Genomic DNA, 20,862 nt, shown 5'->3' on the forward strand with positions numbered 1-20,862 from the left:
CTCATTCGTATTTAAAAATAGGATGGGTGACTTAACCATTTCTTTAATTCCACATTACCTTGCACAGATAACAGTCGGTATAAATAACGATAAGGCTGTCTATATTCTTCTAAGTGAGGAATAGACATAATTGTTTCGTAACCACTTTTAAAGGCATGTACTTCTTTTTCGGTAAGTACATATTCTAGTCCGATAAAATCAAGCTCTCGCGGAGCAACCGCGTAAGCTTCAGTATCTACTAAACCCGTAATAGTTGTACCGTCAGATAAAAATTGAGTAGAATCCATATCAATTAAGACGAGTGTAGATTCCTTTGGTACGGACAGGGAAGAAAGTTGTGATTCAAAAGTAGGGAATGCATTTTGTATGCTTTCATCATCGGAATAAAACATATTCACAAGCTCTTTACTCACGTTTAAAATATGTGATTGGAATTCATCTAGTGGAATTTGGAACGTGCCTGACGGATTTCCTATGAAATCGGCTTTAAACTTATGTATTTCTGCAAGTCCTTTTCCTAGGCTGAATAAAATAGAATCTGGTTGCTCGATAAAAGATTGAACTGTGTTACCTACTAACTTTTCGACCACCACAAATTCACGGCTATTTAAAACATGTTTTTCTAATATTGTTGGGATAGGAAGATTCGTATGTTCTTGCAGCAATGTATGTACAGTTTCTAAATGATGGACGTTCCTTGGATCAATTCCAAATAGATTTTTACATCCCCACCAAAAATCATTATTTGGTTCTTCATTCATTTTAGAAGCACGAACGATAACTTCTGTATCTTCTGTTTGAACGAGAAAAACATCACTTGCATGATCTTCATAACCTGGGTGCAAGGCTTGAACGGATAGAATAGGTGAATTGAATAGTTGTTGTAACATGAAAAGACTCCTTTTTTTGTAAATTCCATAAATTTATTATATAACAGATGATGTGTTATGAGGATAAAGATAAAAAGATAGACAGCATACTTACATTTATAGTGAAAACTCATTAAAAATATTATATTTCTCTATTTTTGTATGAATTGTCTAAAAATAATAGTGGTAATACTTGAATGTAAGACTCGTATCTTTAAATCTATGAAGAGTAAAAGTAAGCATTCATTTATAAGATTGTGAATCACAATAATGTAGACTATAGAAAATATTTCTCAATAATAAAATGAAGAGAAAAGCATGAAGAAGTAGAATGCATTCATTTATAATAGACTTAAATTAATTAATATAATTAATTGTTAATTTTATTATATTAATTGGATAGGAGAGAATGTTATGGCAAATGTACTCGTAATAAATTTTCCTGGGGAAGGTCATATTAATCCGACTTTAGCTGTTGTAAGTGAGTTAATTCAGCGAGGGGAAACAGTTGTTTCTTATTGTATTGAAGATTATAGAAAGAAGGTTGAAGCAACAGGTGCGGAATTCCGAGTGTTTGAGAATTTTCTCTCTCAAATTAATATTATGGAACGAGTAAATGAAGGTGGGAGCCCTTTGACGATGCTATCTCATATGATTGAAGCATCAGAGCGTATTGTTACTCAAATTGTAGAAGAAACAAAAGAGGAAAAATATGATTATTTAATATATGATAATCATTTTCCAGTAGGACGTATTATAGCGAATATTTTACAATTACCAAGCGTTTCATCCTGTACAACGTTTGCTGTTAATCAGTACATTAATTTTCATGATGAGCAAGAATCGAGACAAGTAGATGAAATGGATCCATTATATCAATCTTGTTTAGCGGGAATGGAAAGATGGAATAAGCAGTATGGAATGAAATGTAATAGTATGTATGATATTATGAACCATCCTGGTGATATTACGATTGTATATACTTCAAAAGAATATCAGCCACGTTCAGAGGTATTTGATGAATCGTATAAATTTGTAGGTCCATCAATTGCTACTCGAAAAGAAGTGGGGAGTTTTCCTACCGAAGATTTAAAAAATGAAAAAATGATTTTCATTTCTATGGGAACAGTTTTTAATGAACAACCTGCTTTGTATGAAAAATGTTTTGAAGCGTTTAAAGATGTTGATGCGACAGTCGTATTAGTCGTTGGTAAGAAGATAAATATAAGTCAATTTGAAAATATCCCGAAAAACTTTAAGTTGTATAATTATATCCCGCAATTAGAAGTTTTACAGCATGCTGATGTATTCGTGACACATGGTGGTATGAATAGTTCGAGTGAAGCGTTATATTACGGTGTTCCATTAGTTGTAATTCCGGTAACAGGAGATCAGCCATTCGTTGCAAAACGATTGACTGAAGTAGGGGCAGGCATAACACTTAATCGTAACGAGTTAACTTCTGAATTGTTACGTGAGACTGTAAAGAAAGTAATGGATGATGTGACGTTTAAGGAAAATAGTCGTAAAGTGGGAGAGTCGCTTAGAAATGCTGGTGGATATCAAAGGGCAGTTGAGGAAATATTCAAATTAAAAATGAAGCCGTACGTAAAGATTAAATAGATGTTAAAAACACACTTACTTTTAATTTGTAAGTGTGTTTTTAGTATTACGCGTTACATGTATTACATAAAAATAGCGATAAAGGTGAAACTTTTCTGTATATAAATCGATACCTTTGAATTAGTAGTAAAATTACGTTAAAATAATACTAAGAAAATATATAAGTTTTGGGGGTAATGAATGAAGAAAGTATTTGAATACGTATTATTAACAATTGGCTCAATTATAGTAGCAGGTTCATTAGAGCTTATTTTAGCACCTAATGGATTAGTAGATGGCGGGGTAACGGCTATTGCTATTATGGCAAATAAAGTCGCAGGATTGCCGCTTTATGGTGTGTTCTTAGGAATTAATATCCCAATTTTATTATTTACTGCAAAAGTAATGGGAAAGAAGTTTTTTATCCGTACATCTTATGCGAATGTAGTTACAACACTCGGATTAATTTATTTAAAACCATTTCCAGCAATTACGACTTCTGAGTTATTAATTGTACTTTATGGTGGAGTACTGTTTGGAATTGGTGTTGGGATTGTTGTTAAAATGGGTGGAGCAATTGACGGTTCGGAAATGTTGGCAGTTTGGATGAATAAACACTTTAATGTACCGATTAGTACATTTTTACTTGCAGTAAATGCAGTTATTTTCATTTTTGTTGCCATTTTATTTTCAATCGAACAAGCGATGTTCTCGTTAGCAATTTTCTATATTGTTACGAAGATGATTGATTTTATACTAGATGGTATTAATCAAGGTAAGAGCGTTATGATTATTTCTGGTAAGAATAAAGAAATAGGCGATTTACTTATGAAAGAATTGCAACTATCTGTTACGTATCTACATGGAGAAGGTGGTTTTTTAGGGGAGCATAAGAGAATCATTTATTGCATTACAAACCGATTCATTTATCCGAAAATGAAAGATCTCGTTCTCTCTGTAGATCCAACGGCTATAATTGAAGCTTCCTATTCAACAGAAACGACTGGTGTGAAACGTCCGGGAAGGAAAGCTAGGTCAGGTGAATAACTAGAAGAAGGCTGTCCAAAAAGTTATTTTGGAACAGCCTTCTTTTTTATTTTGTTGAATTGTTAACATGTTACAAGTTAAACCCACTGTTAACAAGTTTCCTTGCAACTAGGAAACCAAGCATCTTTCAATAATATAGCCAACGTTTCAATTTTATTTTCCGGAATACTACCAAAGCCGAGTAATACGTATGATTCCTTACGTAAATCATTCACGAAATCATATGGAGAAAGTGTGTATAATTTAACGCTTTGTTTTTTAGCGGATTCAATCAGTTCATTTTCATTCATACTGTTATTTACACATAAAACAATATGAAGTCCGGACTGTTCGCCAAGAATTTGAACATTAGCCCCCATTTCTTTCATAATGGATTTTACTAATGCATGATGTTTTCTTTTATAAAGTGTACGACTTCGATTAAGGTGACGTTCCCAATTCCCATTTTGTATAAAGTTAGCAAAAGCAAGTTGTTGTATTGTAGCGACTGTTTGTTTGAAAATTCCATGCAGTTCTTGGTATATCTTTAAAAGGTGTGGTGGTAAAACAACATATCCCATTCGTAAAGAAGGTAAAAAAGATTTTGAGAAAGTTCCCATATAAATAACGCGTTCATTTGAATCAAGACTTTGTAAAGAAGGAATCGGCTTACCAGCGTAGCGAAACTCTCCGTCATAGTCATCTTCAATAATGTATCCATTGCAATCATTAGCCCACTTTAACAATTCTAATCTTCTAGATAAAGGCATAATAATCCCGAGTGGAAATTGGTGTGATGGTGTAACGTATGCGACATTGGAATTTGTATTGTATAAACTAGAAATATCAATCCCTTTTTCATCCAATGGTATGGGATGAATTTGTCTATCACAGCTTTTAATAATTGCGTGTATACGGTGAAATCCAGGGTTTTCAATGCCGTATTCTTTTGTAGGGCCAAGCAGTTGAAGCAGTAGCCAGAGAAGTGGCTGTGTTCCGGCGCCGATCACAATTTGATCAGGTGAAGAATGTACACCGCGAGAATGATATAAATATGTTGATATATGCTCTCGAAGAGCGAATTCACCTTGAGGATCTTCTTTGGCAAATAGTGCATTTTCGTATGTAAGTATGGATTCTTGTAATGCTCGTTTCCAATTTGTAATCGGAAATGCATTTTGATCAATAAGCCCTTGGCTACAATCATATTCAAATTTTTCTTCTATCAAATTGTTCGTCTTCTTTGCTGCATTTCGTTTTTTATTTGGGATAATGTCAATATCGAAATTTGCTACAAAAATACCACGTTTCGGTTTACTTTCTGCATAACCTTCAGCTAATAACTGTTGATAAGCTGATTCAACAGTAATGCGGCTAATATTAAGTTGTGATGCTAAATTTCTGTGTGAGGGTAGACGTGTGCCAACAGAAATAGTCCCTTGTATAATTTCAGCTTTTATATATTCGTAAATTTGCAAGTAAATAGGTGTGTTACTTTGTAATTGCAATGGGATAGTAAAATCCATATAAAACTCTCCTTTAAAACTGGCCTTATAAAAAACACTTAAACTGCCACTTAAGTAAAGGGCAGTTACTTTCTATAATAATGATATAACATTTAGAAAATTATTTAAATAGTAAAGGGAGAGTTAAAAATGAATGTTAAAGAAGTAGTAACAGAAGAGCAATTACATGAAGTATTACCTGTTTTACAGCAATTAAGAACGAAACTTTCAAAAGAGGAAACAAGCTCTTTATTTCGAAATATGAAAGAAGAAAATTATAAACTATTTTCGCTGCGTAATGAGGATGATGAAGTTGTTAGCCTTGCAGGTGTAGCAATTTGTACGAACTTTTATAATAAGAAACACGTTTTCGTATATGACCTTGTAACAGCAGAAGCACATCGTTCAAAAAGACATGGGAAAGTATTACTTTCGTATATAGAGAACTGGGGAAAGGAAAACGAATGTGAGTCTATCGTCCTCACGTCAGCATTTTCAAGAATTGATGCTCATCGTTTTTATGAAAGAGAAGGGTATGATAAGGTGAGTTATTCTTTTCATAAAGAATTATAAAAAATAAGAAGAAGTTGTCCCGCAAAAGTTGGGAACAGCTTCTTCTTATTTTTTAAGTTATTATTAAACCGTAAATAGGTTGTAAGTTATGGTATATGTATTTGAAAAGGTTATATAGTGTATTTTGTCGAATTGTTTTAATTTAATAAAGAGAATGATTGGAGCGCTTATACTTGAAAAAAATAAAGAAACTATCAATCCCTAATGATGCTAGAGTTATCGTCATATCTGATATTCATGGAGAATTAAATCTTTTAAAAGAAGCACTACATAAAGTTAACTTTAAAGATGAAGATTATTTAATTATTAATGGAGATCTTTGCGAGAAAGGACGAGATAGCGTAGGCGTAGTAAACTACGTTATGAATCTTGTAAAGAACAATTCAAAGGTTCACGTTGTTGAAGGGAATTGTGAAGTTTTAGTTGATGCTCTTCTAAATGAAAATCCTGATCTTATTAATTATTTATGTATGAGAAAGCACTCGATTTTTAATGAATGGCTAGAGCAATTAGGTTTTTCAGTTCATGAGGGCACTTCAATTCGTGAAGTGAAAGAAGCATTGTTAAGTGAATTTTCACAAGAACTATATTGGCTAACAGACTTGCCAACAGCGATTGAAACAGAAGATTATATTATTGTGCATGCCGGTCTAGAAGATAGAGTAGATTGGAAAGAAACAGAGCGCAAAAATGCGATAGCAATGCCAGAGTTTTTTAATAAATCACATAAAGCAAATAAGTATGTAATAGTTGGTCATTGGCCTGTCGTGAACTATTCTGAAGAAGCACCGTCTAACAATCCAGTTATTGATAAGGAGAAAAAAATTATTGCAATTGATGGAGGAAATGCAATTAAAGAAGCAGGACAATTAAATGCATTTATTATTCAGAGGAAACAAACGGGCGATACGTTTTCTTATACATATGTAGACTATTTTCCAGAGTATGAAGTAATAGCGGATTTTAATGCGAATTCAGAAATGCAGGGCGGAGTGACATATCCGTATTATTACATAGAGCCTATCGAGAAGATGCAAGACTACACCGTATGTAAACAAAAGGAAACGAATAATTTACTCACTGTAAAAAATGAATATATAAAACAACTTGAGTCAGGTGAATATACAGTGAAAACCGATATTTCTTGTGCGCAAATAAGCGTTAGGAAGGGAGATATCGTTTCTCTCATTGATGGTAGCTGTTCAGGATATGATTTAATTAAAAAAGATGGCGTAGAGGGTTGGATAGAGAAAGGGATTTTAGTTGAGATAGAAAAAGTGGAAAATAAAACATTAAGCTGAAATAGGAGGGATATAACCTCCTATTTTTTTAAAGGAGTATATTGCTTGCTGTCTTTAATAAGTAAATAAATCGTACTCGGCAGAATGATAAGCGTCATTCCTAAAAGAATTGCTAGTATAGCATAACCTCTATAGGGAGCAGAAACGATAAAAGGAAGTATCGCTAAAAAAATACCTGCTATCATCATTGAAATACTACTAATATTTGAAGCTCTTTTTTCAAGGTACTTATCATTCCATTCTAATGAAACGGTTGATTTAGTCGTATCAATTTTGGAACTGAAATAACCTATTAATATAAATAAAAGCCCTAATGCTAAAAATATGAAATGATCAAGAGGAAGTGAAAAGCCAAGAGCAATGAGGGCGATGACAATATCGACAAAAAATAAGAATAGTAACATTGTGTTGCCGATCCAATGGAGAAATTTCTGGTTATTCGCTGCTTTAGATAAAGCTAAAAATACAAAGAATAAGAAGGAACATATAATTATATTTACGATTACAAAAGTGCTTTTATCCATTGTTGATGTAGGCGTTCCATTGAAGTCCCATTTCGTAACAATATTTGATGGTAAGAAGAAATATAGAATAATATTTGTCGTAATAATAGTGAGAAATAAAGCAATACTAAATCGATTATTCACTAAATCACCAGCTTTCTAAATCAATAATTGGTATCTAATAACAAAATTATACAATATAATAAATGATATTAGTTTTGATTTTTCTGAAAAAACATTATAATTATATATGAAATAAAGAGGAATGCAGGAGGGAATTATGCAAAACGTTATATTAAAGGGGAAGAAAGTTACAATTCGTACAATAGAAGAATCAGATATAAAAACATTATGGAATATCGTATTTAAAGAAGAAAGCCCAGAATGGAAGAAATGGGATGCGCCATATTTCCCGTTCTCAATGCAAGAATACTCTTCCTATAAAGAGAAGGTGCAAACTCGTTTGCAAGAAGAACCACTGTCAAATTTAATTATAGAAAATAACGGTCAAATTATAGGGAAGGTCGGATTTTATTGGGAGCATAAACCGACGCGTTGGCTAGAGATGGGAATTGTTATTTATAATCCAACTTACTGGAATGGTGGATACGGTACAGAAGCGTTAACGTTATATCGAGATTTATTATTTGAAAAGATGGAAATTGGTAGAGTAGGGCTCACGACTTGGTCTGGTAATGAACGAATGATGAAAGTAGCGGAGAAAATAGGAATGAGCTTAGAAGGTAGAATGCGAAAGTGTCGTTATTATAACGGAACATACTATGATTCTATTCGAATGGGCATGATTCGTGAAGAATGGGAAGCGCTATGTGTAACGAAGGGGTGAGAAAGATTGTACGCTATTATTGCTACATTTGATCGTGTGTTTACTCATAAAATTACAGAACTGCAAAATGAATTAACAAATGTAATTGGAACAAATCAATTAGCTGGAGTAGAACCTCATATAACGATTGCGGATTATAATGAGTTAGATGTTCATTTGTATACGGAGAAACTAGGGGAGTTTGTAGCCATTCAAGAAAATATAGACGCAGTAACTTTTCCTTCTGTTGGAATTTTTCCTACTAATGGAACGGTCTTTCTAGCGCCGACCGTTACCGATGAATTGTTAAAACTTCATTATTCTTATCATGATTATTTTAAAACTTTTCATGACAACCCAAATTCATATTACGTACCGGGAAAATGGGTTCCGCATTGTACAATTGCAAATAGATTACATACAAAGCAGTTTTTAAGTGTAATGGAATATATTTATGGAAAGTTTAATTTTGCAACAGCTTCAATTGAGAAATTAAAATTAATTAAGGTGAATTATGAAAATGGTTTTGCCGTTTCTTCTAGTATATTAGCAGAATATAATTTAAAGAGAATGGAGACATCGAGATGACATATATAATTAGAGAAATGAAGCAAGAAGACATTCACGCTGTACAATCAGTAGCAAAAATAGCTTGGCATGATACATATGAAGGCATTATTCCGAGAGAAATTCAAGATAGTTTTTTAGACGAGGCATATTCTGATGAAAAAATGAAATATCGTCTTAAAAATACGCATTTATTCGTTGCGGAAGAAGAGGGTGAAGTAATAGGGTTTGCGAACTTTTCACCTGTTAGACTACAAAACGAAGCGGAATTAGGTGCGATTTATTTGTTACCAGATCAGCAAGGAAAAGGGATCGGAAGTGCTTTATTACAAAAAGGAATTAAAGCATTAAATGGGATACGGAAATTGTACATACATGTAGAAGCAGCAAATGAAAAAGGAAAACGCTTTTATGAAGCGAAAGGTTTTGCTGAATTAGAGCAATTTGAAGAAGACTTTGAAGGACATATGATGCAGACAGTAAGGATGGTTTTATACGTATAAGGAGAACTAGTAATGAAAATTTTTGATTTTAGTGAAAAAGTAGGAAAGCACCTATCAGTATTTCAATCTAATTTCATCATGTCGAAAATATTAAACCATCGAGGGAATATACATATCGGTGCTATGCATTTACACGAGAATGGAATCATCGGTAATCATGAAGCAGTTGTATCTCAACTGCTTCTTATTGTGGAAGGAGCAGGATATGTATGTGGGGTAAATAAAGAAAAGATAAAGGTAGAGGCGGGACAAGCTGTGTTTTGGAAAAAGGGAGAGCTCCATGAAACAAGTACAGAACACGGATTAACAGCAATTGTTATGGAAGCGGAGAATCTTGAACAAGCGATAGTAATGCCTATTATTCAAGGGGAGTTGTGAAAAATGATTGTTAAGGCGAATCAAGAAGATACCAATGAAATATTAAAATATGCGGCTCAATCGCTTTTTGAGGGGACGAGAGGGAATTGTCAATTAAGTACCGAGAAAGCAATTGAGATTACAAAGCCGATTGTAGAAAAAGGAGCATACTATTTAATTGTTAAAGAAGAAAATAAAGTAATGGGATGGATATTAATAGGGGAAAATACAGACTATTTTTCTCGTGAAAAACTTGGATTTATATATGAATTGTACGTTTTCCCAGAATATCGCGGGAGAGGATTATCGCGAGAACTGATGGAAGCTAGTATTAAGGAATTAAAGGAGAAGTATTCAGAAATTCGGTTGAATGTATTTGCTGGGAATTTTGCAAAAGAGATGTACGAAGAGTTTGGGTTTGTTGAAAGGCAGGTAATTATGACTTTGAAGTGAGTATTATAGTCTGAATGGGAGGGAAATAATGATTTAGTGGCTACTTTCTCGCTGGGATTTAAAGTGAATAAGTCCTTATAAATATATAAAATAGATGGTTTGCCTTTATTTTATAGTAGATTTATAGAGTGTGCTTAAAAAACAAATAAATTAGTATTATACAATATATCGTTATTATAGTAAAAGAGAAATTTTGGAAAAATATCATTTTTTTGTTTAGAAATTTTTAAATTATTGATATAATCAATTTGTAGAATTGATTATTGGTTAATTTTACTATTTTTAAATTTTAAGGGGGATTTAATAATGGCAGGACAAATTCGTATGTCACCAGAGGAGCTTAAATCGAAAGCGACTCGATATGGACAAGGTGCAAATCAAATTGAGGACATTTTACGTCAACTACAAAACTTACAAAATGAATTAAGAGGAGAATGGGAAGGTCGTGCTTTCGAAGGTTTTGACCAACAGTTCAATCAATTAAAGCCAAAAGTACAAAACTTCGCACAGCTATTACAAGAAATCAATATGCAGCTTAATAAAACTGCAGAAGCTGTTGCTAGACATGACGAAGATCTTTCTCGTAATTTCGGTCTACAATAAGACAGATAAAAAGAAATATATAATTTAGCCATGCAACCATACGTTGTATGGCTAAATTACTTTAAAACTAGAGTAAGATACGAAGTCTTTCATTAGATAGACTCGCAGTCGCAGGAGTGATAAGTAGTGAAAAAGTTCAAATGGAGCATCTTGTTGTTTATTATTTTAGCTCTTGTACTATCAACAGGGGTCTCCTATTTAGCATTAAATCAAAATGTTAAGAAAGCTAATGAGAATACTACACCAAAAATGACAGTTGCGTTGGTAAATGAAGATCAGGGCACTGTATTTGAGGGCAATAAAATAGCGTTTGGAGATCAATTTGTTAAAAATGTAAATAAAAATACGAAACAAGAATGGTACGTAGTTAGTCGCGGGGTAGCGGAAAATGGATTAAAAAATAATAATTACAATATGATGATTGTTATTCCAAATGATTTTTCTAGGAAGGCAGTTGCGATTGATTCAGAGATTCCAGAGAAATTAACGTTAAACTACAAAGTAAATGCAACTGGGAATAAGGATTTGAAAGCTGAGGCAGAAAATACAGCTTCTGTTATTTTAGAAGATTTCAATAAGCAAATAATCGACGTTTATTTTGCGAGTATTATCGGTAAGCTACAAGGTGCACAAGATAATATAGGTAAAATAATTGAAAAAGGAAACGTTCAAACAACTATGTATAAAAAAGATATACATAGTCCGTTAGCAAATTACACAAATCAATTTAAAACAGTACAGGATTATACAGGTGTTTCTGTTAATAGTTTCAAAGGATTTCAGGATGTTTTAAAAGGTTTCGGTCAAGCATTAGATGAAGGGAATAAATCTAACAGTACGTATTTAGATGGTTTTAATAACTTTCAAAAAATGCAAACTGATAACAATTTGTTAGCGAATAATTTCACAAATCAATTCAATCAATATATGAATGATATGAATACAGGCGATGCTTTAAAGCAATTAAGTGCATTGGAATCCGCTAATAAAATTATTTCAAATCAATTTACGTTTTCAGAGAAAGAACCGAATATTTTAACTGATGCTGCAGCGATTCAAAAATATTTAGCAGATGTAAAAAAACAAGTGTCTGAATATGATACAGAACTTGCAGGGAAGTTAGAAAGTGATATTCAAGAGACGGTAATTAAGAAGTTAAAGCAATCTATGTCGAATGATGGAAAGCAAGAAATCTTTATAAATACATTAATGAAACAACCAGATGCTCGAATAAAGAAACAAATCGAGAATTTAATTGCGAAATTACCTAGTTTAAACATGGAAGAAATCGGTCAAAGTGATTTGCCAGATACAACGAAATTACAACTGCAAAATGTAATTCAATTTACAAAAAAATATAATAAAGAAAATAATTTTTATTATGATCCTGTAAATAAAATATCTTTAGGAAACGCTATTAAAGAAGTAAAGGATAGACTTTATACAGAGGGAATTACATTTAGTGATACTGCGAAAGTAATTAAAATGGAATCTGCACAAACTTTGAAGATAAGTATTCCAGAAGAATTTAAACTAGATGGAAGTACAGGATTCTTACATATTGATGGTGAGGATCGTACAAGTGATTTTCTTCAAAGCGAAGCAGGAGAAATTACAATAGCTCCTCGTAATGAAGGGGATATAAAGATTGATCTGCATGTGAAGTTAAAAGATCCAAACATCAATATAGATGTTTTCTCTCCTGTAATGTGGCAGTGGGAATTGAGTGGGACTCATAAAAAAGAAACTAGTCCTGAAAAAGAAAAACCTAACAAAGAAGATAAAGGAACACAAACGGAAAATAGCAAGGTGGAAAATGTGGTTCATAAATCACAGTATGGCATAATGCCGTTGGTACACAGTGCTAAAAACCCTATTATTAAAAAAATGGAAAACACAACAGGGAAAGATAACGGAACCGGAGGAAACCCAGGAGGCGGAACGGGAACAGATAACGGAACCGGAGGAAACCCAGGAGGCGGAACGGGAACAGATAACGGAACTGGAGGAAACCCAGGAGGCGGAACGGGAACAGATAACGGAACAGGAGGAAACCCAGGAGGCGGAACGGGAACAGATAACGGGACCGGAGGAAATCCAGGAGGCGAAACGGGAACAGATAACGGTAAAGTTACTGAAAGTACAACGAATCAAGTTATACATCAAAAAGCAGAAGTATTAACAAAAAATATATCTAGTTTATTAATTAAAGAAGCAGTAGATACAGTCGAAAGTTATCAAGGTTTAATGAGCCTTTACGAAATGTATTATGGGATTGATTTAAGAACGAAAGATGTAGGTCCTAAGTTAGAAGAGGGAAGTTTAGATGCAATTGCGACGGATCAATCTTTGTACTACGTATTAAATAAACAAAGCTTAATTGATTTAATTTCAAATCTTGTTTCATCAAGTATTACTACAGAAATAAAGCAAGATATGTCAGGTTTAAAACAAAAAATAAACTCTTATCAACAATCTATTACTAGTGCGGATCAAAATTCTATGCTACTAGCGGAGAAATTAAATGGAACGACGCAACAAGCAACTAGTATGAATGAAAATTTAGGAGAGTATGTAAAAGGTTTAGCGAAATGGCGTGAGAATAGCTTAAAACTAGTTGAAGAGCAGCAAGTATTAACAACAAATCATGCTGGTGAGCAAACAGCTGTTTTATCGTTAGATTCTGGTATTAAATCATTAATGATGCAAAGTCAGTCATTGGTCGAAAGTTCGAAACATAGTTTAGCAACTTCAGACGATGTATATAAAACATTTGATCAAATCAATGGACAAGCAAAAGAAATTCAAGACAGCGGAACGACAATTGTTTCAAAAGCTGATTTATTATTAAACGACTTTACGAAGAAAATGGAAGATGATAAATCATTCTCCAAAAACTTTACGAAAATTTTAGCGAATAGTCGTATTGGAGATCGTCAAAATGAAATGCTATATGACTTTTTAGCTAGTCCAGTTCAAAAGCAAAATGATGGAGTAATTGTAGCAGGTAATGCTTTTACACCTTACTTAATTGTATTAACTTGTTTCATTGTTGCATTATTTACAGCATACGCAATTGCGAATCAAGAAAAGAAACGAATGCAATCAGATCATTTTGAAGAGAAATTCTCATTAATTGATATGAATGTACCAACTACAGTAGTAGCTTTCGGTATATCAATTGTGGAAGGGATTAGTATAGGTATCATTTCTGGGCGTCTTTTAAAGTTCGGTCAGGATCAAAGTTTACTATGGATTGCGTTCATCACATTTATTATGATGGCGTTTGTATTGGTCTCAACCTACTTATTACGACAAATAAAAATGGTAGGTATGTTTATACTATTAGTATTTTTAAGCATGTACCTATTTTTAACTGAGGCAGTTGGAAGTAAAGTAGATCAAATGTCCTCTGTCGGAAAGATACGTCAATTCTCACCGCTTCAGTATATAGAAAGTTTTCTAAATGATTTTATTAGTGGTAAAGATACTGGGAAAGTTATTTTTGTCGTATTGTTTGTAATTGCCATTATTGGATTGGTTAGTAATCTATTTGTATGGCATAAGAAATGGGAGGAAAAAGAAGTAAATGATCAAACAATGGAGCATAGTGGCTAAGTTATCATTTCTCTCTATCCTTTTACTGTTTGTCGCGCTACCGATAAGGAGCGCGGCTGACAGTTATCTTGGTGATGATGGGAAGATTAAGTTTAAAGTGGATCGACTTGAAGAAAGCGACCAAGAAAAAAATAAAAAGGAACATAAGGAAACAGAATTAGATAAAGCATCGATTGAGTTATTTAACAAAGATATAGAAGAAGAAATTGAGAAAAAGAAAAAGAAAGAACAAAAAGATATGGAAGCTTTGCGAGATTCTCTTTTTACAAAAACAAAAGAAAATAATAGTGTTAAAGATACGAAAAATAGTTTGTTTAGCAGTGAATACATTGTCAGAAAAAGTGCAGATGAAGTAGCGAGTAATGAAACAATGAATGAAGAGCCAATTAGTATAACAATAATATTATTATTTGGCGGCGGCATTCTACTTATTTGCATCGGTATTTATACAGTTCTTCGTAAAAGTTGGAGGTAAAGCGATGGCAATACAAACACATATCAATGTGACAGTAGATTTTAGTAAATGGAATGGAAATACATATGATTTGCGTATTCCGAATCATCAATCTATTAAATATTTATTAAAAAACTTATTAGATACGCTAAAGATTGATAATCATGAAGGTTCACATTTTGTAATTAAAGTGAAAAATAAGTCAATTGTTTTAACAGATAATGATCGTTTAATTGATCACCAAATAACAGATGGAGATATTTTGCAAGTTTTATAAAGAATATTTTTTACTTTTAGTTATTTGAAAATAAGTTATTACGGGTTATAAAGAAAAGGAGAAGAGGATAAACATGACGGAAAAAATAATTCAAATTGATGCAATGAACTATCAATTTCAAATAGAAAAAGAAAATTGGAAATTGGAGATGACCAAATCTCAAACACGTATAAAAGACTTCCGTCAATTCGATATAATTACGGGCGAATCACCTGAATTTGTACCATTAACAATAGAAGAAACGGATGATATGTTTACGTTTCTATATCAAGTAGATAAAAAATTATATAAGTGGGACGATCTTAGCCGTTTTGGAAGAAATGAGAAATTAAGACTACTTCGGAATGTTGCGCAGTTTCGTAAATATTTAAATAAACGAATCACGTTCTTTTTACATCCAGACAATATAGTTTTTAATGCTAATTTAATACCAAGTATTATACATAGAGGAATTCGAGATATTGTTCCGCCAACCCCGTTATTAGAAGAGCAATTTTTAACACAATATAAGTGTCTAATTATTGCTTTATTCTCCCAAAAACATAACTTTGATGATTTGTATGCTGGGTTACTAAAAGATGCAAAAGAAACAATATTTGAACAGACCGTTGCTCAAATGGAAAGCTTAGATGCATTACTGCAGTTTCTTGATGACAGCTTTGAGAAGGAACAAACAAAAACAGAAAAAAATATGCAGTTAGTACCTAAAAAAAGCTATAAATCATTTAAATACTTAGCTTTTTCCTTCATAGCGGCGACAGTTATTTTAGCTGCTCCTTTAATATATTTCACTTTTATAAAATTTCCTTATCAAAATAAATTGTTAGAAGCAAATGCAAGTTTCATAGCAACTGATTATGACAAAGTCATTACGCAATTGAATGAAGAGGAGTTTGAATCATTACCGATTGCATCTAAATATGAGTTAGCATTTGCATACATTACAGCTGAAAAACTAGGTGAAGCTCAAAAGAAATCGATTATGAAAAACATTAGTTTGAAAAGTGATGAAAAGTATTTGCTGTATTGGATGTATAACGGAAAAGGTAATTTTGATAAATCATTAGATTTAGCTAAGACACTTGATGATCCTCAGCTTATTATGTACGGCCTTGTTAAACAAATTGAATCACTGAAAAATAATCCGGATTTATCAGGGGAAGAACGTGATCAAAAGTTAAAAACATATGAGCAACAATTAGATGAATATAAAAAGAAATATGGCAATTCATCAAACGATAAAAATTTGTCGGACACAGAGAAAAAAGAGTAAGCATTTGATGAGACAGTTGAAAAGGAGCAGTGAACACGGATGGAGCAACTATTAGTATTGACTTATGGAGACAAAATATATAAGTGCACATTACATCCAAATGAGCAATCAATAGTGTCGATTGGAAAAGAGTGGACAAACGATATTACGAATCCAAGTTTAGAACAAGAAGTAGAGTTAAAGTGGAATAATGAAGTAAATGCTTGGATGGTACAGGATCAATTAATAGAATTCAATAAGGAAATTGAGATTGGGAAAACAAGAGATGTGAGCTTGAAAATCTTTATATCTATTGTTGGCACAACTAAAGTGTTTGATATCGAAACGAAACATTCTCTTACAGTGAGTCAAAACGATTACGATGATATTTCTATTACCGGGACTAGTGTAGATTTAATGCTATCTCGCGAAACGTTGTACGATTCTTTTAAAGTGAACGTGTATGGCGGGGATGTATTTCATAATTATACGAAGTTAAAAGATAGCGTTATGTTGGAATCAGGAGACGTATTATATTTTGATGGTATTTTATTGGAGATTGGTAGTGAAGACATTCAAGTACTTTCTTCAGAAGATAAAGTGAAATCTGCGTTACCTATTTTAGTAGAATCAGAAACAAATTATCAAAGTGGTTATCCAGACTATCATCGTTCACCACGTATTATTTACCGTGAACCAGAAGAGAAAATGACAATTGCAAAGCCTTCAAGTATGCCATCAAAACCAACGGAGCATTTAGCAAGAATCATTGCACCTTCACTTGTCATGATTGTCGTAACTGTATTACTTGCTATTTTCATGAAATATGGAATGTTTATTATCGCATCGATTGCGATGACATTAGTAACAATCATTGTTTCTGTCACATCGTATATTAAAAATTTGAAGCAATATAAAGTCGACATTGTTGAACGAGATAAAAGCTATAGAGAGTATATAAAACAAAAAACGAAGGATTTACATGCAGAAAGTGAAAAACAGCGTCACGCATTACATTATCACAATCCAAATGTAGAAGTAATACGTAATATGGCAGTTCAAGTAAATCCTCGAATTTATGAAAAAACAATGTTACATCATGATTTCTTAACATTTAGCGTTGGAACAGGACAAGCTAATACGAGTTTTGAAATTCAATTTAATGAAGAAGAATTTAGTCAAACGAAAGATGAATTAATTGATATAGCACGTGAACTAAGACAGCGTTATCTATCATTGGAAGATGTACCAGTTGTAACAGATTTAATGAATGGACCAGTCGGTTATATTGGTCAACGCTCTTTAGTGTTAGAGCAATTACAATTATTAGTTGCACAAACGGCTTTATTCCATAGTTATTATGACTTGCAGTTTATTACTATTTTTCCGGAAGAAGAAAAAGAAAAATGGGATTGGATGCGCTGGTTACCTCATGGAAGTGTTCGCGATATAAATGTACGTGGATTTGTATACCATGATCGTAGCCGTGATCAAGTGTTAAATAGTTTGTATCAAATATTGAAAGAACGAAAATTAAAACTAGATGAAAAAAGTTCTACTAATGAAAAAATGTACTTTGCACCGCACTATGTCGTTCTCATTACAGATGAAAAACTAATATTAGACCATGTTGTTATGGAATTCTTTAATGATGATCCGAGTCAATTAGGTGTATCACTTGTATTTGTACAAGATGTTATGCAAAGTTTACCGGAGCATGTGAAAACGGTAATAGATATAAGAGATGCAAAACAAGGGAACATCATCTTAGAGCAAGGAGAGCTTGTTAACCGTCAATTTAAACTAAATCACGTACCGAAAGGGTTCAATTTAGAAGATATTTCACGGGCATTAGCACCATTAAATCATTTGCAAAACTTAAAAAATAGTATTCCAGAAAGCGTAACATTTTTAGAAATGTACGGCGTTGAAAAAGTAAAAGAACTGAATATCACAAGTCGTTGGGAGAAAAATGCAGCGCATAAATCTTTAGCTGTACCACTTGGATTACGTGGTAAAGAAGATATCGTAAACTTAAACTTACACGAAAAAGCACACGGACCACACGGATTAATAGCAGGTACAACAGGTTCAGGTAAATCGGAAATTATACAATCGTATATTTTATCTCTAGCAGTCAATTTCCACCCGTACGAAGTAGCCTTTTTACTAATTGACTATAAAGGTGGCGGTATGGCGAATTTATTCAAAAACTTACCGCATTTATTAGGAACAATTACGAACTTAGATGGAGCACAAAGTATGAGAGCGCTCGCATCAATTAAAGCTGAATTACAGAAAAGACAACGATTATTTGGTGAAAATGATGTAAACCATATTAATCAGTATCAAAAACTGTATAAAGAAGGCTTAGTAAGTGAGCCGATGCCGCATCTATTTTTAATTAGTGATGAATTCGCGGAATTGAAGTCAGAACAACCAGAGTTTATGAAAGAGTTAGTTTCAACAGCGCGTATCGGTCGTTCGCTCGGAATCCATTTAATATTAGCTACGCAAAAACCGAGTGGTGTTGTAGATGATCAAATTTGGAGTAACTCGAAATTCAAACTAGCATTAAAAGTTCAAAATACGTCAGATAGTAATGAAATTTTAAAAACACCGGATGCTGCTGAAATTACATTACCAGGACGTGCTTACTTACAAGTTGGGAATAATGAAATTTATGAACTATTCCAATCAGCTTGGAGCGGAGCAGACTATGTAGAAAATAAAGAGGATAAAGAACATTTAGATGCAACAATCTATGCAATAAATGATCTAGGACAATATGAAATATTAAGTGAAGACTTAAGTGGACTTGGTAGCAGTAAAGAAGTAATAAGCGTACCATCTGAACTGGATGCTGTTATTGACTACATTCACGATTACGCAGAAGTAAATGAAATTGAAGCGTTAGCTAGACCATGGCTACCACCACTTCCAGAAAGCGTATATTTACAAGACTTACACGCAATTCAGTTCAAAGAAGCATGGACGAAAGAAAAGAAACCATTACAAGCAACAGTTGGTCTACTAGATCAGCCTGAATTACAATCACAAACACCATTAACATTAGATATTAGTAAAGACGGACACGTAGCGGTCTTCTCAAGCCCAGGCTACGGAAAATCAACATTCTTACAATCAGTCATTATGGATGTAGCTCGTCAGCATAGTCCGGAGCATTTGCATGTGTATTTATTAGACTTCGGAACGAACGGTTTAATGCCATTAAAATCATTACCGCATGTGGCAGACATCATTACATTAGATCAAGTTGAAAAATGCGAGAAATTTCTTCGTCGCATAGAAGACCTATTAAAAGATAGAAAGCAATTGCTAAGTAAATATGGCGTTGCGAGTCTTGAAATGTATGAGAGAGCTAGTAAAGAAGTATTACCAACAATATTAATTACGTTAGATAACTATGATGCTGTTAGAGAAGCTGAATTTGTCGAAGACTTTGAACGCATTATTGCACAAATTGTACGTGAAGGGGCAGCAGTAGGAATTCATTTAATGCTTACGGCTACACGTCAAAATGCATTGAGAGTACAAGTAAATACAAATATTAAACTACAAATTGCTCTATATATGATAGATGAGGCAGAATCTAGAGCTATTGTAGGAAGAACAGAGTTAAAAATTGAAGAATTAGCAGGCCGTGGTTTAGTTAAAATTGACGAACCAACAATCTTCCAAACAGCTTTACCGACAAATGGAGAAGATGTCCTTACTCGAATTGAAAATATACAAGCTGAAGGAAAAGAGATGGATTCCTTCTGGGATGGAGAAAGACCGAAAGCAATTCCTATGGTACCTGAAGTTCTGGAATACAAGGAATTTATTGCATGGCCAGAAACAAGAAAAATTATTGAAGCAGGCAAACTAACATTTGGTGTAGAGACAGAAAACGTTACGCCTCTCGAATTAGATTTAACGGAAGCGTCTAATATTGTTGTAGGGGGAATTAAGAAAGATGAAGTTGAAAATGTAGTTCATCAATTCCTTCAACAGTTAGCAGACAGTGGACACTTTGACCTAGGTTTAATTGATACAAGAACACGAAATTTCTCAAACTATAGAGAGAGCGCTGCTTTATATGTAGCTGAAAAAACAGGAATTGAGAAAACGATTAAACAAGTTACAAATGCTTACAAATCGAGAGAAGCAGCGTTTAAAGAGGAGCAGGAAGCATCAAGTGAAACAGTGAACCCGGCAGAATTTATTAAGAAATTTAAGCCGATTGTAATCGTAATTGCAGATGTAAATGATATTTTAAGTAATTTAGAAGATAGCGATATATATAGTTTAGCAGAATTAATAACAAATGGTGCATTTATGGGCATCCACTTCGTAATTGGCTGTGATGTTGATTCAATTGACAGTCGATACGACTTAGTTTCAAAAACAATAAAAACGCAATCTCATGTTATTTTACTTAGAAAATCATCAGGCCAAATGGTCTTCGATGTATCTAATAAAGATTTAAGTAGTACAAAATTAAATCCATTTGAAGGGTATTTTGTTGAAAATCGTTTTGCTACTAGAATTAAAGTGCCAACTATTTAAG

The 20,862-nt window shown here is 33.2% G+C and carries 18 protein-coding genes; 15 read left to right on the plus strand and 3 right to left on the minus strand.

What is annotated here, in order from left to right:
- Window positions 1–11: 11 nt before the first annotated feature.
- A complete protein-coding gene (locus tag MR112_RS04235; protein WP_242244799.1) occupies window positions 12–890 on the minus strand; it encodes a nitrate reductase in 879 nt (292 codons plus the stop codon).
- A 393-nt stretch (window positions 891–1,283) separates the two neighbouring features.
- Here MR112_RS04235 and MR112_RS04240 point away from each other — a divergent pair, with 393 nt between their 5' ends.
- The gene (locus tag MR112_RS04240) at window positions 1,284–2,492 is read left to right on the plus strand and encodes a macrolide family glycosyltransferase (RefSeq protein ID WP_000024491.1); all 1,209 of its coding nucleotides are present in this window, start codon (window positions 1,284–1,286) and stop codon (window positions 2,490–2,492) included.
- A gap of 180 nt (window positions 2,493–2,672) precedes the next feature.
- On the plus strand, window positions 2,673–3,518 hold the full coding sequence (locus MR112_RS04245; protein WP_000755126.1) for a YitT family protein: 846 nt from the start codon (window positions 2,673–2,675) through the stop codon (window positions 3,516–3,518).
- Window positions 3,519–3,607: 89 nt separating this feature from the next.
- Here the strand turns inward: MR112_RS04245 and pdxR are convergent, their stop codons facing one another.
- Window positions 3,608–5,023 carry a MocR-like pyridoxine biosynthesis transcription factor PdxR gene (gene pdxR / locus MR112_RS04250; RefSeq protein WP_242244800.1) on the minus strand — a complete coding sequence of 472 codons (1,416 nt, stop codon included), beginning with the start codon at window positions 5,021–5,023 and terminating at the stop codon, window positions 3,608–3,610.
- Between the two features lie 129 nt (window positions 5,024–5,152).
- Between pdxR and MR112_RS04255 the strand changes: the two genes are divergently transcribed.
- Window positions 5,153–5,575 (plus strand): GNAT family N-acetyltransferase, encoded by a 423-nt coding sequence (locus MR112_RS04255; RefSeq protein WP_001101116.1) that lies wholly within the window; start codon window positions 5,153–5,155, stop codon window positions 5,573–5,575.
- 173 nt (window positions 5,576–5,748) lie between these two features.
- Window positions 5,749–6,876, plus strand: coding sequence for a metallophosphoesterase (locus MR112_RS04260; protein WP_000721377.1), 1,128 nt, complete (start codon window positions 5,749–5,751; stop codon window positions 6,874–6,876).
- Window positions 6,877–6,896: 20 nt separating this feature from the next.
- Here MR112_RS04260 and MR112_RS04265 read toward each other — a convergent pair whose 3' ends face one another.
- Window positions 6,897–7,523 (minus strand): DUF1648 domain-containing protein, encoded by a 627-nt coding sequence (locus MR112_RS04265; RefSeq protein ID WP_002182685.1) that lies wholly within the window; start codon window positions 7,521–7,523, stop codon window positions 6,897–6,899.
- A 136-nt stretch (window positions 7,524–7,659) separates the two neighbouring features.
- Here MR112_RS04265 and MR112_RS04270 point away from each other — a divergent pair, with 136 nt between their 5' ends.
- From MR112_RS04270 to essC, 11 genes are all read left to right on the plus strand, one after another.
- A complete protein-coding gene (locus MR112_RS04270; RefSeq protein ID WP_001181783.1) occupies window positions 7,660–8,226 on the plus strand; it encodes a GNAT family N-acetyltransferase in 567 nt (188 codons plus the stop codon).
- 6 nt (window positions 8,227–8,232) lie between these two features.
- Window positions 8,233–8,793 (plus strand): 2'-5' RNA ligase family protein, encoded by a 561-nt coding sequence (locus MR112_RS04275; RefSeq protein WP_000270858.1) that lies wholly within the window; start codon window positions 8,233–8,235, stop codon window positions 8,791–8,793.
- A complete protein-coding gene (locus MR112_RS04280) occupies window positions 8,790–9,275 on the plus strand; it encodes a GNAT family N-acetyltransferase (protein WP_000221048.1) in 486 nt (161 codons plus the stop codon). The genes MR112_RS04275 and MR112_RS04280 overlap by 4 nt, the downstream gene beginning before the upstream one ends.
- A 12-nt stretch (window positions 9,276–9,287) precedes the next feature.
- Window positions 9,288–9,653, plus strand: a complete 366-nt coding sequence (locus tag MR112_RS04285) for a cupin (RefSeq protein ID WP_000688077.1) — start codon at window positions 9,288–9,290, stop codon at window positions 9,651–9,653.
- A gap of 3 nt (window positions 9,654–9,656) precedes the next feature.
- A complete protein-coding gene (locus tag MR112_RS04290) occupies window positions 9,657–10,085 on the plus strand; it encodes a GNAT family N-acetyltransferase (RefSeq protein WP_000635647.1) in 429 nt (142 codons plus the stop codon).
- 306 nt (window positions 10,086–10,391) lie between these two features.
- The gene (locus tag MR112_RS04295; protein ID WP_000918601.1) at window positions 10,392–10,688 is read left to right on the plus strand and encodes a WXG100 family type VII secretion target; all 297 of its coding nucleotides are present in this window, start codon (window positions 10,392–10,394) and stop codon (window positions 10,686–10,688) included.
- A gap of 126 nt (window positions 10,689–10,814) precedes the next feature.
- Window positions 10,815–14,306 (plus strand): type VII secretion protein EsaA, encoded by a 3,492-nt coding sequence (esaA, locus tag MR112_RS04300; protein ID WP_242244801.1) that lies wholly within the window; start codon window positions 10,815–10,817, stop codon window positions 14,304–14,306.
- Window positions 14,278–14,781 (plus strand): type VII secretion protein EssA, encoded by a 504-nt coding sequence (essA, locus tag MR112_RS04305; protein WP_000595658.1) that lies wholly within the window; start codon window positions 14,278–14,280, stop codon window positions 14,779–14,781. Before esaA ends, essA begins: the two co-directional genes overlap by 29 nt.
- Window positions 14,782–14,785: 4 nt before the next feature.
- Window positions 14,786–15,037, plus strand: a complete 252-nt coding sequence (locus MR112_RS04310; RefSeq protein ID WP_001007571.1) for an EsaB/YukD family protein — start codon at window positions 14,786–14,788, stop codon at window positions 15,035–15,037.
- 73 nt (window positions 15,038–15,110) lie between these two features.
- Window positions 15,111–16,310 carry a type VII secretion protein EssB gene (gene essB / locus MR112_RS04315; RefSeq protein ID WP_242244802.1) on the plus strand — a complete coding sequence of 400 codons (1,200 nt, stop codon included), beginning with the start codon at window positions 15,111–15,113 and terminating at the stop codon, window positions 16,308–16,310.
- A gap of 39 nt (window positions 16,311–16,349) precedes the next feature.
- Window positions 16,350–20,861: a type VII secretion protein EssC gene (gene essC / locus MR112_RS04320; RefSeq protein ID WP_242244803.1), complete on the plus strand. Its 4,512-nt coding sequence runs from the start codon at window positions 16,350–16,352 to the stop codon at window positions 20,859–20,861.
- Window position 20,862: the final 1 nt, after the last annotated feature.

This window comes from Bacillus cereus group sp. BfR-BA-01330, from assembly GCF_022663885.1.
Lineage (GTDB): Bacteria > Bacillota > Bacilli > Bacillales > Bacillaceae_G > Bacillus_A > Bacillus_A cereus.

What these genes read in the sequence shown, in the direction of transcription:
- MR112_RS04290 (WP_000635647.1), top strand. Translation starts at nt 9,657, where the DNA reads ATGATTGTTAAGGCGAATCAAGAAGATACCAATGAAATATTAAAATAT.
- MR112_RS04235 (WP_242244799.1), bottom strand. Translation starts at nt 890, where the DNA reads ATGTTACAACAACTATTCAATTCACCTATTCTATCCGTTCAAGCCTTG.
- MR112_RS04240 (WP_000024491.1), top strand. Translation starts at nt 1,284, where the DNA reads ATGGCAAATGTACTCGTAATAAATTTTCCTGGGGAAGGTCATATTAAT.
- MR112_RS04280 (WP_000221048.1), top strand. Translation starts at nt 8,790, where the DNA reads ATGACATATATAATTAGAGAAATGAAGCAAGAAGACATTCACGCTGTA.
- MR112_RS04285 (WP_000688077.1), top strand. Translation starts at nt 9,288, where the DNA reads ATGAAAATTTTTGATTTTAGTGAAAAAGTAGGAAAGCACCTATCAGTA.
- essC (WP_242244803.1), top strand. Translation starts at nt 16,350, where the DNA reads ATGGAGCAACTATTAGTATTGACTTATGGAGACAAAATATATAAGTGC.
- pdxR (WP_242244800.1), bottom strand. Translation starts at nt 5,023, where the DNA reads ATGGATTTTACTATCCCATTGCAATTACAAAGTAACACACCTATTTAC.
- MR112_RS04255 (WP_001101116.1), top strand. Translation starts at nt 5,153, where the DNA reads ATGAATGTTAAAGAAGTAGTAACAGAAGAGCAATTACATGAAGTATTA.
- essA (WP_000595658.1), top strand. Translation starts at nt 14,278, where the DNA reads ATGATCAAACAATGGAGCATAGTGGCTAAGTTATCATTTCTCTCTATC.
- MR112_RS04245 (WP_000755126.1), top strand. Translation starts at nt 2,673, where the DNA reads ATGAAGAAAGTATTTGAATACGTATTATTAACAATTGGCTCAATTATA.
- MR112_RS04270 (WP_001181783.1), top strand. Translation starts at nt 7,660, where the DNA reads ATGCAAAACGTTATATTAAAGGGGAAGAAAGTTACAATTCGTACAATA.
- MR112_RS04295 (WP_000918601.1), top strand. Translation starts at nt 10,392, where the DNA reads ATGGCAGGACAAATTCGTATGTCACCAGAGGAGCTTAAATCGAAAGCG.
- MR112_RS04310 (WP_001007571.1), top strand. Translation starts at nt 14,786, where the DNA reads ATGGCAATACAAACACATATCAATGTGACAGTAGATTTTAGTAAATGG.
- essB (WP_242244802.1), top strand. Translation starts at nt 15,111, where the DNA reads ATGACGGAAAAAATAATTCAAATTGATGCAATGAACTATCAATTTCAA.